This is a genomic window from Yersinia sp. 2540 StPb PI (assembly GCF_052217165.1).
GTDB classification, from domain to species: Bacteria; Pseudomonadota; Gammaproteobacteria; order Enterobacterales; family Enterobacteriaceae; genus Yersinia; species Yersinia enterocolitica_E.
Window position 1 is genome coordinate 1164202 of sequence record NZ_JAZGQC010000001.1, and the last position, 16006, is coordinate 1180207.

Here is a 16006-nt window from a genome sequence, read left to right on the forward strand (position 1 = left end):
TTCGCGTCATAATGCCGATACCTTTGTTCCTTAATCAATATATGAAGATACATGTATGTACTGCATTCGCCCTCTCATTTTTCTCTCTCTGCTGCCCATCTCTGTAGTAGCAACTGCTGATAAGCCCACATTGACAGATGGCGGCATTAACCCTTTGTCTTTAGTCAGGATCCACGATCGTGTTAATTATATTGTAAGTATCCCTGTAATCCGCACCATTCACTTTTAGAGATCTTCCGCAATATTTAACAATCATATGCCAAGGAAGTCTACTTCGCCTGCACCAAACAATCAGGTTTGATTGTGTTCTATCTACGAAGCCTGTCAACTTAGGTCTGAGCTGATGCAATTAATCAGTAAGTTGGGAGTATTACCATCAATTGCATCGGGTTGTTATGAGTGCACACTAAAGCCGTTTTGTTCTGCTATTTCCCACGCTGAAGCAAACTCAGTTGGCGTTGGTGGAATAATATCAAACCAGTCAAAATTAAATACTTTTTCTCTCTTTTTATGTAAATCACCTGTCGTATCAAACCCATCTCCAGGTAATCCTGTCTCAGAATTTACAACCAATACACTTAATGGTGGTAATTTGTTTTGAGCACAAAAGTGAAGAATATGACCTAGTTGACGATCCATCGTACCTGCACCTTTATAACCAAGAATATCAGCAATCTCTCCATATGTAGTTATCTTACGCGCATAAGCGAATCCGATAAGAATTTGCCATATTTGTAATGCTCTATTCTCGAGGGTGTTTTTTTCAGAAAAATATTGGATCATAGATTCCTCTTCAGAGTTATGATACACATAACAGGGCAGACTAAATAAGCGCAGCGTTTTGTGTGTCCCGCGACTACAGGGAGCACACTGCTTGCGATAGTTCTTCCTTGAATAGGATATCATGATCAAGGTTGTCCGCCATTCCCCGATTTTCAGTAGCGCAGAGTTATAGAGTGGAGACAGCTGCCAAAGACAGCAATTAGCTCATAGCAGTCCGAAGCCGCACCGGTGGCCGAAGCAGACGTTGCTCATATCATGTTGCCTTAATCAATGAGGAACAGGCCATTTGGGGGAGATCATTGACTTTTGCTCAGTAAATGAAGATGATAGACAAATTCGATAGAGGTCGACTGGTGTCTATATGTGAGCTTGCTCACTGAATAGGGTTCGATTCCCTAACCTCGGTTCTTCTCTTTGCGAATTTAATACTTGGGTTTTTCTCCTTGAGCGCGATCTTAATCTCATCCGAACATTTAATGTAATCTAAATTTTCAGCTTCAATCATTCTCTCTGTGTTGATATTTCTTGCGCCTAAAATATTCACACTTAATAAAGTCGCTTTTTCATATGTGACATCTTTAAAATCGCAGTTTTTCATAATGCAGCTTTTCAAGTTACTGTGATTAAAAAATCCGCCAGAAAAGTTACATTCATCGAACTCAACATTTTGAAATATTGCATTAGTCGCTTTAATATTCTTGAGATTACACTTTATAAATTTTACGTTTTTAACTCTGTTCCCATTAATATTTAAGGCTTGAATTTCACAATCTACGAATGAACAGTTTCTAATGTAGGACTCGGACATATTCAAGCTTTTTAAATCAGCGTTTTTAAAATTCAGGTATTTTATGACGGATAACTTAGTCAATTCTATGCGTTGAACATTGATGTTAAAAACACCTTTGCTGTTTAATTGCCTTATGATTTTAATCTTCATTATATTTAACTCGGCGGACGAGTGTTTTGCAAGATTTTCGAGGTCTTCGAGGAGTTCTTGAACAGCCTCCTTGTTCTGCCGTTTGTGTTCAAAATAATAAAGAATAACACCTAGAATAAGGAAGTCGAGAATTGAAGAATTTGCATTAACAAGGAAGTTTTCTAAAAAAGTATCAGAGTAGTTATTGGTTGCTAATGTAATGATAATAATTACCATTGCATATGCTGAGAAAATAAAAACTATATTCCTCATATTTAACATGGTTCGATTGAATGATTCAATTTCCTCGGATGACTTTTTTATACATTCTTTTTTTAGTTGAATAAGAGCATTAGCTGCATATTTACCATCGGAATTTAAAATTTCAAAGTAGTTTTTAATTGAAAGTGATTTTTTTCTGACTAGTGACTTTATTTTTTCTATTTTAATGTATAAAAAAGATGAAGTGTTCATTTGTGTCCTGTTAAAATTTAGGCTACTTCATTGAAAGTTAAGTTATACATGATTCAATGTGCTGTTGTGTAGTATACCAGACAAAGGAACACTATAGTTCGAGATCTTGGATCAGCACAATCTCGTGCGAAGGCTATCTAAATTATTTATATTATATAGCAGGCACGATACGTAACACCATCGGTACCGGCATTGTGACTGTCCTCCCCCTCATCGAGGAATTCTGTCGTGTTCAAACTAGATGCATGCAAACCATCAGGCCAAATTTGTTACGACTTGTGCCCTATTGATCAACATATAGAGCTGTTAGTAATCCTCTCGTTATGAACTGATAGACTTTACAGATTAGAATATCAATATGTCCGCTCATCGCTCTTAACTGACGACCAGACCTTCTCATTCTCTTCCATCGTTCTCAGTCAATCCAAATCACAGTTGATACGTATCAGTCAGTAAATCCGTGCGGCATCCATAATAATTTCATCGTATTCCCATAGCTCCACGTCAGTAGGAATAAGATGATTAAATTTATTTACGTAATATTGGCACAATGTCTCATCAGATTTCTGCCTTTTGTCTTTAAGAACAAACATTATTTTTCGATACTCAGTTGGTGCCAAATGGAAATAAAACATTGCTTCATTCCATACCGTTAATTTGGCACTTGGTACATTATTTCCTGTTGTCCAACGATGAGACTTACACTCAACTAATATTTTTTGTTCGGAGCAGCCTAAATCAAATCGATGAGATTTCTTAATACTATCTATTCCCACCATTACTTTATAATTTCTTTTCAAGAAAATATCTTGTCCTTTAAAAAATAATTGGACTTTAAATTCAAAATCATGACCGACGTGTGCGTTCGATACAGAACCAATGCGTTGAAATCCTTTTTCCATCAGATATTAATCCTGTAATAGTATTTTTATTCAACGTATGTTACACGAAAACTGAGTTAAAACATTGAGCTCAATGTAAGAATGGACTAATGCACCTGAGAACAGAGGTAAGTAAAAACAAAGCATAAACCTTATAATCTGCTTGTTGTGGTCTTTTAGTCTTGATTGCATTAGATAAGTGCCTTCCGAAGACATTGACGGTCCGCTTTTCGCTCATAGCGGACGGTGGTCAAGGTTGTTGGCAATTGGGGGCTAATGATAAAAGCTTTTTGGCCTGCCTAAACCTTGCTTTGATAGCCATATTGATGTTGTACTGATATGGCTTTGTACCCGCTGGCAATGTCTGATTTTTGTACGGATTTTTGTTTGTGGGTACAAGTGTGGGTACAAGCTCCTAGTGTTAAAAATAAATAATATTGATATCAGTAGGTTGTATGATATTAGCGAGTCCGGCCTTCGCACCATTCGTATGTAAAGAGATGTCTACGAGCGTCTTTTGTGTATCTATAACCCAGTCTCCGCAAGGCTTTACCCCCGCTTTTCAGTCCACCAACGTCAATCTGAGTTACCCCACATCAACCTGCTTGTGTATATGCAGGTTCGAGTATGTTTATACTGCCGAGCTTGAAGCTAAAGCTTATAAGCCCACAGATGGCGACGTTATGGTTGAAGGAATGTATAGAGAGGTAAATGAGCCATTAAGAACGTAGCTCTGTACGTGCGGCTTATATCCATAAAGCTGAGCGATCCAATAGGGGCTGATTATTTAGATGCCAACCGGAAACGGATGATTAGGTCGTTTGATTTTGCCAAGAAAAATAACCTGTAAAGATCACTGATGGCGGATAATTCTGATTAGTCAGCTGGTCAGCCATCGACAAAAGGGGCGTTAGCCCCAGTAGTTAATTAAGACGGAACTTATTTACGATCTTTATTCGCTTGTGCTAATACAGAGGCCGCTAGCTGCTTTGTCAATGCACAGGAATTTGGGTTATCAAGTGCAACCGATGCTTTATGTTCCATTTCTCCACTTGTCTGATTTGGTGTTCCTCGTTGGGAGAGAGCAGAACCAGCAAGGCTTTTCTGGATTGCAGAAGCGTTAGGGTCATTTAAAGTCTTCGCAGCAACGGAAGCTACATTGCCAGATGTTTGTTTTGTATTTTTACTCATGGCCTGAATCCTTATAAGAGAAGTATTGATGTAGCATATATGGTATCTCGTTTATATCTAGACACAATATATGGTGTTAATCCTAATATTTAGTGGTTAATTTTTCAATAGTCACTCAGACGGTTTACTGGACTAAATTACAGTTAGTAGAATGTTCAGTATTTTATGTTGAAAATATGACTTAAAATGATGTTATTTGGATTTGTTAACTACTTTATTGAGATGGGTGCACAGACTTGAACGTTTGGAGTCATAATTTAAATCTATGAACTGTGATGCTCTAATTGATCCGGGATTATGATTATGCAAAATAATTGAGCTATAAATTAAATGTCAGTAAATTATTCATATCTAATACTGACATAACGATTAACTGCTTCGACCACCTGGGTTTCTGCTGTAGGTTCTCCAGTCCTTGTCCAATATAGCGTAAATATAATAGCTCCCTGGGCAGGGAGGAAAGGTTATAATACAGCAAATAATACACTAGCTATTAATATAAAATAATATGGGTGTGACGAAAAAACCTCCTTAGTCAATATTTTTGATATATGAATATAAAATATTGTGCGCATTATGTTTATATAAACGTTACTTATAGCGTATTTTGTCGTGAGAGTACGATAATGAAAGTAGGGATAACTGAATAATAAATAGTGTTAAAAAGAAATAAAGTAAATTAAATTGCATTTAATTCATTATTTAATATGGCTCTGATCTTTATTCTCATGGAAGAGAGATTGTAAATCCGATGGCCTGTTGGCGGTCAACTCTTCCGATTTGCGACAATACAGAAATATTTATGCCGGACTGGTACTAAAACACGATATTGAGTACAGACCTACTGTTGAGGATCTCTCGACAAGCTTGATCTCAAGCCCATAGTGAGTGGTAAATAAAAACGGAACGGCCAGTTTTTGACTGGGTAGACGCTAAATGAGCATATTAAGCAATAAAATTTATGGATTTTGGGGAGGATGAGCGGCCCCCCTTTGGCAAGTTAGCCTTGCTCTACAGGTGGAGCCGTGAGTTATTGATAGGTTTCCCCGATAAAGCCCTGGTGAGGCGAAATCAGTATTTGCAGACAGAGCAGGCCAAACAGATAACATTCACGAGATAAGTTGGTATTTTTTAGCTCTGTCACATTAAATATAAACACTTAACGCCATTGTGGGAACGGGTGAAAACCACTCTTGTAACACTTTAAGAAAAGTGATATTAAAATCAGTTGGAGTTTATTAATTTGATTGCAATTTGAATTATTAATATAGGAAGGTATGTTACGAAAATGAATATTAACGTCACGGATACGCCAAACCCACAAGACGAAGAGTATGTCATTGATAGTCTTTGGGCTCACAATAATAAAACTGAAGCTGTAGACATTCATCCGCTATTCTTAACGGTTACCAACGACAACGGCAAAATTGTGGCAGGATTGGTTGCCAGGACCTGGTGGGGTGGGCTTGAGGTCCAATATCTTTGGGTCAGTGATGAATATCGTAAAAGTGGCTATGGTCGCCAATTAATGGAAAAAGCAGAAGAAGAAGCCATAAAACGCGGCTGTCATATGGCTTATGTAGATACTTTCGATTTCCAGGCCAGAGGTTTTTATGAAAAGTTAGGCTATCGTGTCTATGGCGATTTATGTGGATATGCCAAAAAACATACTCGGCACTATCTGGCAAAAGAAATTTAACCGGTTTTAATCGGCGAGGTCGTAATGGATTTGCCCGATAAAAATAATGAAATTTATTTCAAGGGCCTTATTGCCATGATGGAGCACCTCAGTGAGCCATGGGGCATTAAAGATCTGAATTCCCGCCATATCTATATGAACAAGGCAGCCTATCTTTATACCAATACACCATTGAACTTTGAGATAGAGGGGAAGCTGGACGATGAGTTTCCTGCTAACTGGGCTGAATTTTCTCCCGAGTTTATGGAGCATGATAAGAGAACCGAAGAGTCACAAGATCGGGTTACTGTCATAGAAACACATTATTGGTATGGTAAAGATACTCTGACCCCCTTTATCAGTGAAAAGCTGCCTATTTATAATGATAAAAAAGAAGTCATTGGTGTTATGTGGAGTGCCAAACCACTTAATACTTTATCTCCACTCAAATACATAAACCAACAAAAACCAAGCGTCCTGACCACCGAAATTAATAGTAAAACTTTTACCCGCGCTGAGCTTGACGTTATATTTTTAATGTTGCAAAGACTTTCTGTTAAAGAGATCGCTAAGATATATAACATCAGCACTAAAACAATAGAAAACAGAATATATACTATTTATCAAAAATCTGATGTCCACACGTTGCAACAGTTTGAGGAGTTTTGCAAATTTGCACATTTGGATAATTATATTCCGGATCGACTGGTAGCAAAAGGAATCCAGTTTATCTGAACTACAAGGGTGCACTTTATCGTGATCAAAATTGAAGACTATCCATTAAGCCGCGTGCCACAGGATAAAAGGGTTTCATTTTTAAGCGTTGCCATCGTTCACATGGGTATGTTGACTGCGCTGGATCAATTTATGCTGGGGGCGGTGCTGGGTAACTCCATGACACTGACTGATGCATTCACCGCAATCCTTATTGGCAGCATAATATTTGGTGTGGTGACCTACGGTCTTGGGCTGGCCGGTATGCGTGAAGGGATCTCCGGTAGCCTGTTGGCTCGCTGGTGTGGCTTTGGTCGCTTAGGCTCAGTACTGATCGGGATTGTGGTGGCGGTGAGCTTACTGGGTTGGTTTGGTATACAAAACGCTATTTTCGCCAAATCGCTTGATTTCGCTTTGGGTAATAAACTGGGATTCGGATTCGCGGCAGCTTTATCGGGTAGCCTGCTGACTATCTTGGTGGCATTTGGTTTTAAGGCATTGCGCATCGCCGCACGTATTGCGGTTCCGATGTTTATTTTGCTGGTGGCTTATATCTCTATTAGTACGCTGTCCGGGCATAATCTGCATGAAATTATGCAGTTGATACCACCGGGTGATCCTCTGTCTATCAGCGCAGGTATCACTATCGTTGTCGGGGGCGCTATCGTGGCAAGCCTGATGACCCCTGACCTAACGCGTTATTCCAAAAATGGGAAGCATGTGTTGGGTGTGACGATTTTCACCATTGTGGCCGGGGAGTTCGTGGTCAATGGCCTGGCTATCTTGATTGCTAAAACGCTGGGAACAGCTGATGTGGTGACTATTATGTCTCAGGCCGCGGGTGGTGCAGGCTTGCTGGTGGTGGTGTTCTCAACATTAAGAGTTAATGACCTTAATCTGTACTCTTCGTCCCTCGGTATCGTCAATGCGGTCGAGGGGTTGACCGGGAAAAAACTGAAATACACCTTAACCACGTTAGTTATCGGCGTTCTGGGTACGACACTTTCCGTGTTAGGGATTTTGGATCGGTTTGTGGACTTCCTTACAGTGCTAGGCGTGGTATTCCCGCCGATTATCGGCATCATGCTGGTGGACTATTTTGTGTTGCGCTCTCATCGCAATATTCTGGATAAGAGTCGACTGGAAGGGAAACTCCCTGACGAAACTCAAACACCGGTTATCGGTTGGGTTGCCATTATCGCCAGTATTGTCGGCAGTGTTATCGGATTGGTGACTGAGTGGGGGATTCCAACCATTAACTCGCTGGTTGCCGCCAGCTTGATATATTGGCTATTCAAAGTGGCAGTCAGTCGTAATCAAAAAAGCATTGAATCAGAAAAAGCGATTTAACGTTATTCTGAATACTCCTCGCAGTGCGGGGAGTATTTGGAAATTCATTAATCTCGTCAGTTATTGTGATTGGAATTTGCTCTGTGTAACGCGTTCAGCGCAATATTGGCGACGGCCAATGCCGTATCAGGATTTGCCTCACTTTCTATATGCCAGGCGGCTGATAGCCCAGCCCATGCGACGACCCATGCAAGCAGGCGACACCGATCAAGGGCGGCGGTTTCCGCGATGATATCTACTTGCCTGATAAGACGCCCCGGCGAGGTGGCGACAACGAAATTGGGGTTACAAAAGATATTGGCAAAGTCAAAACCGCGTTCGCCGATCAGACCTTTAGGATCAATCGCCAGCCAGCCCCGAGGGCCGGCATCAAGTATATTGGCATGATGAATATCACCATGTAGAACAGTGATTTCTTGTGGTTCTGTGAGTAATTTTTCTGCGATAAATGCCGCATTAGCGAAAATTCCATCCTGTGTTTTTGCGGTGATTTCCAGTGATCGAAATTGGCTTGATAAGGTGGGTAGTTCGGGGAGTTGTGGCCTGTCTTGTGCGTGAAGACGAGCAACAACACGGCAGATAATCCGGCTGGCTTCGTCATCCTGACCACCACGAGCCATCTCTAACAACGACCGCAGCCCGGAAATCCGTTCGAGCAGAATGGCATCTTCTTCTTGTTCTAACACTCGGGCGGCTCCATCGCCTCCCCACCACACCATAAGTTGTGCGCCCAGACACTCATCTTTTGTCATCGCAATCTTCAGCATTGCGGGTTGGTTGCGATACAGTACCGGTTGCAGCCAGCTTGATGGTGTATGGAATGCCGCACCGTCTGCGGCCAGTTGCCAGCGCTCAAAATAGTGATGCAGTTTCGCTAAACCTGCGGTGAGTGTCGGTTGTTCCATTTTATCCTGTTTGAGAAAAGCGCAGCCTTAAGCCGCGCTCTGCCATTACCTATTCTATTATTTCAACAAGAACGATTGACCCTGTTTCAGCACTAAATCACAGGCTTTGGTTTTGATTTTTTCAGTGATTTGCTCACTGCCCAGATCGTTCAAATTCAAACTCTTACCTTCACCGGTTTTCAGTAATCCGCCTAAACCTTCCTGATAGTCCTGGCTCTTGGCATTTTCGGTACTGGTGATACCCAGTTTACTCATCAATTGGTCTTTAATCGCCGAAGTGCCATTGGCCGACAGTACATTGTTTTGTACGCAATATTGCAATATACCGGCAGCATTGGTCATGGTGCTAGCACTAAGCCCTTTATCGCCGCCATTGAGTAAGCCGGTCAATGACGACAATGAAGATGAGCTATCACCCGATTTACTGTATTGGTCAGCAGCACTTTTTACTGAATCCAATAGGCTATTGGCGTGAACGGTAGCCGTCAGCAGCGTGGTAGAAAAAGCCAAAGCCAGCGCCAGGCGATAAGTGGTGTTCATAGAAACTCCTGTTTTACAGCGGCCTCACTGCCATGAGGCCGTGATACCACCAGAAAGACTGCTAATTATTTTCTTCGGCGCTAAGAATAACGCAAAGGAGACATTTTGCTGATAGGTGTTATCTGATAACGCGGCAACTTGCTGAATTACCACGGGCTTCATATCGCGTTTAAATTCCCCCTATTAATGCCCATACCTTAGGCGCAAAACCTCCGGGTAAGGGTCAAAATAGCGCTGCTGGGCAAGATAGCTGTCGGGATATTCAGCTAAATAATGTTTGAGCAGGGTAATGGGGGCAAGCAGTGGCTGACTGCCTTGACGATAACGCAAAATCAGTTGTGCCAGCTCGCTGCGTTGCCGGGGGCTGAGTTGGTTGCTGAAATAGCCTTGGACATGCTGCAAGACATTGGTGTGACCACGGCGCGAGGAGTGTTGGCTCATCAGGGCCATCAGCCGGTTACGGTATTCAAAAGCACATTCATTAATTGAAGGCCATTGGTCGATAGCCGCAACGAAACGCCCTAATTCACGGTAGGCAGGTTGCGAATGAGCTAGTAATAATAATTTATAGCGGCTATGGAAAGCGATCAGCCGGGCGCGGCTCATGCCTTGTTGCCATAGCTGATTAAACTCGTGTAAGGCATAGATTCGTGCCACAAAATTCTCTTTCAGCTCTGGGTCACACAGGCGGCCATCTTCCTCAATGGGGAGCCACGGTAGTTGGCGCATTAATTCTTGAGTGAAAATGCCAGTACCACTTTTGCGGTTATTTTTGCCATCGGCTTCATACACCCGCACCCGCTCCATGCCGCAGCTAGGGGATTTGGCGCAAACCACATAGCCACTTAAATGCTGCAATCCCGCAATTCTTTTCGCGGAGAAGTCCTGCATGGCGCGGGTCAGGTCGGTTTCTGGTTGGTTACTAAAGCTGAGACGAATATCATCAGCGCCTGCTTTAACCAAGCGTAGCGCTGGGCGGGGCGAAGGCAGCCCGATTGCCATCTCAGGGCAGACCGGCTCAAAATGAACAAAAGGGGCCAACTCGTCCACGGCAAATGTTAGACGTTTATGCCCGCCATCGAAACGTACTTTCTCACCTAACAGGCAAGCGCTGATACCGACGGCGATTTTGTCTGACATGGTTTTGCCTCATTATTTATCGTGATTACACTTATCTACCTTCATTATAGTTAAGGTCTAAGCATTTCCGGTACTGGTGATGATCAGTTTACTCATTAAGCATTTTGCTGATAGGTATCATCTTATAACGCGGAATATTCCCAATATATCGGGGCCAATAATCCTATAATTATCAGCCCCGGAGTAATACGAGTCAGTTTTTACCCTTCATTAACGGCTGGCTTTGATTGGCGAAATTTACGTACTACTCGCAGGATTGGCGGCAGCACCAACACCAGCACGGCCAGTATTAGCAAGCTTTTTGCAATAGGGCTCGACCACAAAATAGTGTAATTGCCATTGCTAATGGACAGTGCACGACGCAGGTTTTGCTCCAGCATTTCGCCCAGAACAAAGCCTAAAATCAGCGGGGACATGGGGAAGTTCATTTTTCTCAGCAGATAGCCAAAGATACCCAATCCGACCATGAGCATCAGGTCGAAAGTGGTGCTGTGCACCGCATAGACCCCCACCGCAGAGACTGCTGCAATGGCGGGGACCAGGAACCATAACGGAATGGTTAACATGCGGGTGAAGAAGCCAACCAGAGGTAGGTTCATCAGCAGTAATATAACGTTGGCTATCAACAGCGAGGCAATTAACCCCCAGACAATATCCGGTTGCTCGGTGAACATTGCAGGCCCCGGTGTGATGTTATACAGGGTCAATGCTCCCATCATTACCGCCGTAGTGCCTGAGCCTGGAACGCCCAGAGTGAGCATCGGAATAAAAGATCCACAGGCAGAAGCATTATTCGCCGCTTCAGGTGCGGCAACACCACGAATATCCCCTTTACCAAAACTATCGCTGTTACCACTGATGCGCTTTTCGGTCATATAGGTCAGCGCACTGGCGATGGTTGCCCCTGCGCCCGGCAAAATCCCAACAAAGAAACCGATCACTGAAGATCGCAGTGTTGGCCCAACACATTCTGCCGCTTCTTTGCGGTTGAACATCAGGCGACCGGTTTTACGCACCAATTTCTGGCCGGTACTGGTACTTTCCAGCATCAACAAGATCTCACTGACCGAGAACAAGCCGATCACCACTACGATAAATTGAATTCCATCAGAGAGGTGGACACTATCAAAGGTGAAGCGATAAACGCCGGTGTTTGCATCAACGCCTACTGTCGCCAACCCCAATCCGATTAAGGCGGCTAGCAGTGATTTCAAGGGGTTTTGGCTCATCATGCTGCCAAGGCAGGCGATGGCGAAGACCATTAACGCGAAATACTCCGATGGGCCGAATGCCAGTGACCACTGTGCCAGTAGCGGTGCAAACAGAATGATCCCACCAATAGCCAAGAGTGAACCAACAAATGAGCTAACTGCTGAAATGGATAGCGCTACACCGGCACGGCCCTGCTGCGCCATCGGATAACCATCAAGGGCGGTCATGATAGCCGCGGCATCACCGGGGACATTAAGTAATATGGATGAGATGCGCCCACCATATTCACAACCGATATAAACCGTAGCCAGCAAGATCAGGGCAGACTCGGCGGGCAGTTTTAGGGCAAAAGCGAGTGGCAGCAAAATGGCCACGCCGTTGATCGGCCCCAGTCCTGGGAGTAAGCCAACAATGGTACCGATAAAGCAGCCTATCAGGGCAATCATCAGGTTTTGTGGTGTTAATGCCACCTCAAATCCTTGCGATAAATACATCCAAGTTTCCATCACAGCCTCGTTAGTTCAGCCAAACGCCAAGTGGTAGGGTGACATCAAGTAAATAGTCAAAGGCATAGAATAATGACGCGCCCAGAACCACGCCGGGCAGCGCAGCGACCCATATTTTTGCCTCAAATAACAATGCGATGCTAAATGTTAGTAGGGCTGTCGCCAGCGGGAATCCAAGCGACTCAAATCCCCAGGCATAGAGCACCAGCGTAATCACCATCACCAACAGGCGATGCAATACTTTGGCGTGCGGCCATGCGATAACGTCTGGTTTACGCAGCAACAATAGCACCGCGCACAGTGTCATTAACGCCAGAATTGCCATCGGGAAAGGGCGCGGGCCTAGCGGCTCGTAACTGTATTCGCTTTGAATTCCCCAGCCGATAAATAAGCCGCTGATACAGAGCAGGATCCAGATACTGGCAAAAATACGATCGCTCATGATCTTTCTCCTTAATTATTTGGCCAGCCCGAATGCTTTAGCTTGTTCACGATATTGTTCAATCTGTTTTTTGACATACACATCCAGCTCTTTGCCGGTCAGGTTGAACTCAAATAAGCCGCGTAATTCACGCTGTTTTTTGAACTCGTCAGTTTGTACCAAGGTGTTAAAGGTCTCCGTCCACCATTGATATTCGGCATCACTGACCTTCGGCCCGAGATAGAAACCACGAATAATCGGCCACACTAAATTGAAGCCTTGTTCTTTAGCCGTAGGAATATTAGCCAGTTGGCCAGGCAGGCGTTGTTCTGCATAAACAGCCAAGATCCGTAGTTTGTCGCCTGCCAGATAGGGCACCATTTCACTTAAGTCCCCGGACACCGCCTGAATATGGTTACCTAACAATGCGGTAACCGGTTCACCGCCACCCTCAAAGGCCACATAGCGCATTTTATGGGGATCGACGCCCACCTCACGGGCCAGTAACGCTGTTTTCATCCAGTCCTGGCTGCCAATCGAGGCACCGGCCCCGAATACCACGCTGTTAGGATCTTGTTTAAAGGCATCCATCAGATCTTTTAGCGTTTTATAGGGAGAGTCAGCCCGCACGGCGATCATGCCGTAATCAGTGCCAACGGCCGCCAACCACTTCACATCGTCAGGGCTATAACGGCCAAATTTATTTTGTGCCAGATTAAGTAAAGAGCCGCCGGAGAACGCGACCACGGTGCCAAACTCTGCTGGCCGTTGCGCGACGATGGCGTTATAGGCAACCGCTCCGACACCTCCCGGCATATAGCTGACCCGCATCGGGCGATCAATTGCTTTAGTCTCTTGCAGGGAAACCTGAATCAATTTACAGGTAAGATCAAAGCCGCCGCCGGGTTTGGCCGGCGCAATACATTCTGTTCTGCCAGGTGCCTCGATAGCCTGTGCCATTTGTGCTGTCAGTATCAGAATCGAGGCGGCTAAAGTGCGGGTAATTATCCTTTTCATATTATTCCCTCATTATTTTCTTCTAAATTGTGAGCCTTCCCGCGATTGCGAGGTTGCTGAATTGTTAATAGATTAACCTTTCAGTTACCTTTCAATGGGAAGGAAAAAGTACAGGATGTGATATGCGTCTCTTGTTGGTAGAGGATCACCCCGAGTTATCTCACTGGTTACAGAAAGCATTGACTCATGCGGGCTTCGCTGTGGATGTGGCAAATGATGGTGTTGCCGCCGATCATTTGCTGCAAAACGAAAATTACACGCTGGTGGTATTGGATGTGGCGTTGCCACGTTTGAACGGGTTAGATTTGCTGGCCCGGCTACGTAAGCGTGGGCAAACGCTGCCGGTGCTGTTGTTGACCGCCAGAACGGAAGTGGCAGACCGGGTGAAAGGACTGAACTTGGGGGCGGATGACTATTTGACGAAACCGTTTGAACTGGATGAACTGGATGAACTGGAGGCGCGGATACGTGCTCTATTACGGCGTAGTGTCGGCGGAACCGGGCAGGCGGTGCAATTTGGTGAGTTGACCTATCACGACGAAGGTTACTTTCTGTTAGCGGATAAGCCATTGGCGCTGACACCGCGGGAATCGGCAGTATTAACCTCACTGATGCATCGCCGGGGTAGGCCAGTTGCCAAACAACAACTGTTTGAGCAGGTATTTACCTTATCTGATGATGCCAATCCAGAAAGTATTGAACTGTATGTGCATCGGGTGCGTAAAAAGCTGCATGGCAGTAATGTCTCTATCCAGACTTTACGCGGTTTAGGTTACAGCCTGGAATGCACTGATGGCGTGCTCTAACACGACTGTGCCACGATGGTTTAAAGCCCCACGTTCGCTGTTTCATCAATTGCTGCTGTTTTTTGGTGTCCCGCTACTGATTTTGGGCGGGATCTCTATTTATACCCATTATATCAGTGCAATGAATGCGGCTACGTTAGCTTATGACCGCACGTTATTAGCCTCTGCCCGAACGGTGGCGGAGCGGTTGGTTGTTCGTCATGGGCAGCTAGAGGTTGATGTCCCTTATATTGTCCTCGATAGTTTTGAGCGCAATATGAATGATCAGCTTTACTATCAGGTGATTACGCCAGAGGGGAAAAGTATAGCTGGCTACAATGATTTACCGCCTTTCCCGCTGAATACGCCACGATCTCTTCTCTACCCTGCATTGGTACATTTTTATGATGCCGAGTACCGAGGCAAACCAATACGTGTGGCTGCGCTTTATCAACCGGTTAATGAGTCTGGTGTTATGGGGATGGCGATGGTGCTGGTGGCTGAAACGCTAGCATCCCGCCATGATCTGGCACAGCAGATCATGATATCGGCAGTCTTGACCCAAGGTACGCTGGTGCTCTTGACGCTGGTAATGGCGTATATCTTACTCAAAGGCATTCTCAAGCCACTACGTAAGCTGTCGGGCCTGATGCTGCGTCGAGATCCCGGTGAGCTGACCCCGCTCCCCAAAGTGTTGCCATGGTCAGAAATGGAACCGTTGTTATTGGCCTTTGATCGCTACATCGAGCGTTTACGGGAAATGGTGGCACGTCAGGGGCGCTTTAGTGCTGATGCCTCTCATCAATTGCGTACACCGTTAACGGTGTTGAAAACGCAGGTGGCGGTGGCCCTGGCCAGTGACTCCCCACAACAATGGCGTGAAAGCCTGGTGGCGATGCGCGGGACACTGGATCACACCGTTTCCCTGACGGATCGGTTATTGCAATTATCACGGATGAAAGTACACGAGCGCAGACTACAACCGGTTAATCTCGGCCCACTATTACGTGACGCGTGTTTTGCACACCTTGCTCAAGCCCGCAGCAAGCAGATTGATCTGGGCTATGAGGGGGGGTCTGAGTGCTGGATCGAGGGGGATGCCTTATTGCTGACTGAACTGTGCGATAACCTGCTGGATAACGCGTTGAAATACACGCCAAAGCATGGCGTGGTGACGGTACGGTTGGTTATAGGCGGTGACACAGGGCGCTGTTGGTTAGAAATAGAAGACAGTGGCCCTGGTATTGCACAAGATGAAGCTGCGCAAGCGCTGATGCCATTCCACCGGTTGGATAATGTGGGTGAGCAGCAAGGGGCGGGGCTGGGGTTAGCATTGGTAAAAGACATTACGACCTACCATAAAACCCGCCCAGAGTTATTGCACAGTGAGTTACTAGGCGGTTTATGGGTGCGGATAAGTTTTAGCGTGTGCGCGTGATGTGGCTCAGTCGCTAAATTTGCCATGTGGTTCCAACATGCGGGCAGCGTAG

Annotated in this window: 16 protein-coding genes; 5 read left to right on the plus strand and 11 right to left on the minus strand. The window is 44.9% G+C overall.

The genetic code is table 11. The features are described from left to right. Window positions 1–393 precede the first annotated feature (393 nt). The 4 genes from V1956_RS05250 to V1956_RS05265 form a co-directional block, all read right to left on the minus strand. On the minus strand, window positions 394–783 hold the full coding sequence (locus V1956_RS05250; protein WP_442824879.1) for a hypothetical protein: 390 nt from the start codon (window positions 781–783) through the stop codon (window positions 394–396). 373 nt (window positions 784–1156) lie between these two features. Further along, window positions 1157–2176 (minus strand): pentapeptide repeat-containing protein, encoded by a 1020-nt coding sequence (locus V1956_RS05255; RefSeq protein WP_442824880.1) that lies wholly within the window; start codon window positions 2174–2176, stop codon window positions 1157–1159. A gap of 449 nt (window positions 2177–2625) precedes the next feature. Continuing rightward, entirely contained in the window at window positions 2626–3078 is a 453-nt protein-coding gene (locus V1956_RS05260) for a hypothetical protein (RefSeq protein WP_226718248.1), read from the minus strand. 918 nt (window positions 3079–3996) lie between these two features. Next, entirely contained in the window at window positions 3997–4248 is a 252-nt protein-coding gene (locus tag V1956_RS05265) for a hypothetical protein (protein ID WP_372557899.1), read from the minus strand. A gap of 1288 nt (window positions 4249–5536) precedes the next feature. Between V1956_RS05265 and V1956_RS05270 the strand changes: the two genes are divergently transcribed. From V1956_RS05270 to V1956_RS05280, 3 genes are read left to right on the plus strand one after another with little or no spacing between them, the layout of a single operon-like run. Then, complete coding sequence (locus V1956_RS05270; RefSeq protein WP_420075545.1) at window positions 5537–5947, plus strand: GNAT family N-acetyltransferase; 411 nt, start codon at window positions 5537–5539, stop codon at window positions 5945–5947. A 24-nt stretch (window positions 5948–5971) separates the two neighbouring features. Further along, window positions 5972–6661: a helix-turn-helix transcriptional regulator gene (locus tag V1956_RS05275; RefSeq protein ID WP_083160791.1), complete on the plus strand. Its 690-nt coding sequence runs from the start codon at window positions 5972–5974 to the stop codon at window positions 6659–6661. A gap of 21 nt (window positions 6662–6682) precedes the next feature. Continuing rightward, window positions 6683–7990 carry a cytosine permease gene (locus tag V1956_RS05280; protein WP_372568624.1) on the plus strand — a complete coding sequence of 436 codons (1308 nt, stop codon included), beginning with the start codon at window positions 6683–6685 and terminating at the stop codon, window positions 7988–7990. A 56-nt stretch (window positions 7991–8046) separates the two neighbouring features. Here the strand turns inward: V1956_RS05280 and V1956_RS05285 are convergent, their stop codons facing one another. The 7 genes from V1956_RS05285 to V1956_RS05315 form a co-directional block, all read right to left on the minus strand. Next, window positions 8047–8895, minus strand: coding sequence for an aminoglycoside phosphotransferase family protein (locus V1956_RS05285; RefSeq protein WP_420074922.1), 849 nt, complete (start codon window positions 8893–8895; stop codon window positions 8047–8049). A gap of 57 nt (window positions 8896–8952) precedes the next feature. Next, on the minus strand, window positions 8953–9435 hold the full coding sequence (locus tag V1956_RS05290) for a DUF2501 domain-containing protein (RefSeq protein WP_372557903.1): 483 nt from the start codon (window positions 9433–9435) through the stop codon (window positions 8953–8955). A gap of 24 nt (window positions 9436–9459) precedes the next feature. Next, entirely contained in the window at window positions 9460–9597 is a 138-nt protein-coding gene (locus V1956_RS05295; protein ID WP_193784736.1) for a hypothetical protein, read from the minus strand. 21 nt (window positions 9598–9618) lie between these two features. Further along, a complete protein-coding gene (locus V1956_RS05300; protein WP_372557904.1) occupies window positions 9619–10575 on the minus strand; it encodes a YbgA family protein in 957 nt (318 codons plus the stop codon). A 200-nt stretch (window positions 10576–10775) separates the two neighbouring features. Next, the gene (locus tag V1956_RS05305) at window positions 10776–12293 is read right to left on the minus strand and encodes a tripartite tricarboxylate transporter permease (RefSeq protein WP_372557905.1); all 1518 of its coding nucleotides are present in this window, start codon (window positions 12291–12293) and stop codon (window positions 10776–10778) included. 10 nt (window positions 12294–12303) lie between these two features. Continuing rightward, complete coding sequence (locus V1956_RS05310; RefSeq protein WP_442824881.1) at window positions 12304–12735, minus strand: tripartite tricarboxylate transporter TctB family protein; 432 nt, start codon at window positions 12733–12735, stop codon at window positions 12304–12306. A gap of 15 nt (window positions 12736–12750) precedes the next feature. Further along, window positions 12751–13731 carry a Bug family tripartite tricarboxylate transporter substrate binding protein gene (locus V1956_RS05315; protein ID WP_372557906.1) on the minus strand — a complete coding sequence of 327 codons (981 nt, stop codon included), beginning with the start codon at window positions 13729–13731 and terminating at the stop codon, window positions 12751–12753. A 122-nt stretch (window positions 13732–13853) separates the two neighbouring features. Between V1956_RS05315 and tctD the strand changes: the two genes are divergently transcribed. Both tctD and V1956_RS05325 read left to right on the plus strand, forming a co-directional pair. Then, complete coding sequence (gene tctD, locus V1956_RS05320) at window positions 13854–14537, plus strand: transcriptional regulator TctD (protein ID WP_442824882.1); 684 nt, start codon at window positions 13854–13856, stop codon at window positions 14535–14537. Next, on the plus strand, window positions 14524–15954 hold the full coding sequence (locus V1956_RS05325) for a sensor histidine kinase (RefSeq protein ID WP_372557908.1): 1431 nt from the start codon (window positions 14524–14526) through the stop codon (window positions 15952–15954). The genes tctD and V1956_RS05325 overlap by 14 nt, the downstream gene beginning before the upstream one ends. Window positions 15955–16006 lie beyond the last annotated feature (52 nt).

Bases quoted from the DNA above. Each gene is read 5' to 3' on its own strand.
- V1956_RS05295 (WP_193784736.1), bottom strand. From the start codon at position 9,597: ATGAAGCCCGTGGTAATTCAGCAAGTTGCCGCGTTATCAGATAACACC.
- V1956_RS05265 (WP_372557899.1), bottom strand. From the start codon at position 4,248: ATGAGTAAAAATACAAAACAAACATCTGGCAATGTAGCTTCCGTTGCT.
- V1956_RS05275 (WP_083160791.1), top strand. From the start codon at position 5,972: ATGGATTTGCCCGATAAAAATAATGAAATTTATTTCAAGGGCCTTATT.
- V1956_RS05255 (WP_442824880.1), bottom strand. From the start codon at position 2,176: ATGAACACTTCATCTTTTTTATACATTAAAATAGAAAAAATAAAGTCA.
- V1956_RS05305 (WP_372557905.1), bottom strand. From the start codon at position 12,293: ATGGAAACTTGGATGTATTTATCGCAAGGATTTGAGGTGGCATTAACA.
- V1956_RS05300 (WP_372557904.1), bottom strand. From the start codon at position 10,575: ATGTCAGACAAAATCGCCGTCGGTATCAGCGCTTGCCTGTTAGGTGAG.
- V1956_RS05260 (WP_226718248.1), bottom strand. From the start codon at position 3,078: ATGGAAAAAGGATTTCAACGCATTGGTTCTGTATCGAACGCACACGTC.
- V1956_RS05290 (WP_372557903.1), bottom strand. From the start codon at position 9,435: ATGAACACCACTTATCGCCTGGCGCTGGCTTTGGCTTTTTCTACCACG.
- V1956_RS05310 (WP_442824881.1), bottom strand. From the start codon at position 12,735: ATGAGCGATCGTATTTTTGCCAGTATCTGGATCCTGCTCTGTATCAGC.
- V1956_RS05270 (WP_420075545.1), top strand. From the start codon at position 5,537: ATGAATATTAACGTCACGGATACGCCAAACCCACAAGACGAAGAGTAT.
- V1956_RS05315 (WP_372557906.1), bottom strand. From the start codon at position 13,731: ATGAAAAGGATAATTACCCGCACTTTAGCCGCCTCGATTCTGATACTG.
- V1956_RS05250 (WP_442824879.1), bottom strand. From the start codon at position 783: ATGATCCAATATTTTTCTGAAAAAAACACCCTCGAGAATAGAGCATTA.
- V1956_RS05325 (WP_372557908.1), top strand. From the start codon at position 14,524: ATGGCGTGCTCTAACACGACTGTGCCACGATGGTTTAAAGCCCCACGT.
- tctD (WP_442824882.1), top strand. From the start codon at position 13,854: ATGCGTCTCTTGTTGGTAGAGGATCACCCCGAGTTATCTCACTGGTTA.
- V1956_RS05285 (WP_420074922.1), bottom strand. From the start codon at position 8,895: ATGGAACAACCGACACTCACCGCAGGTTTAGCGAAACTGCATCACTAT.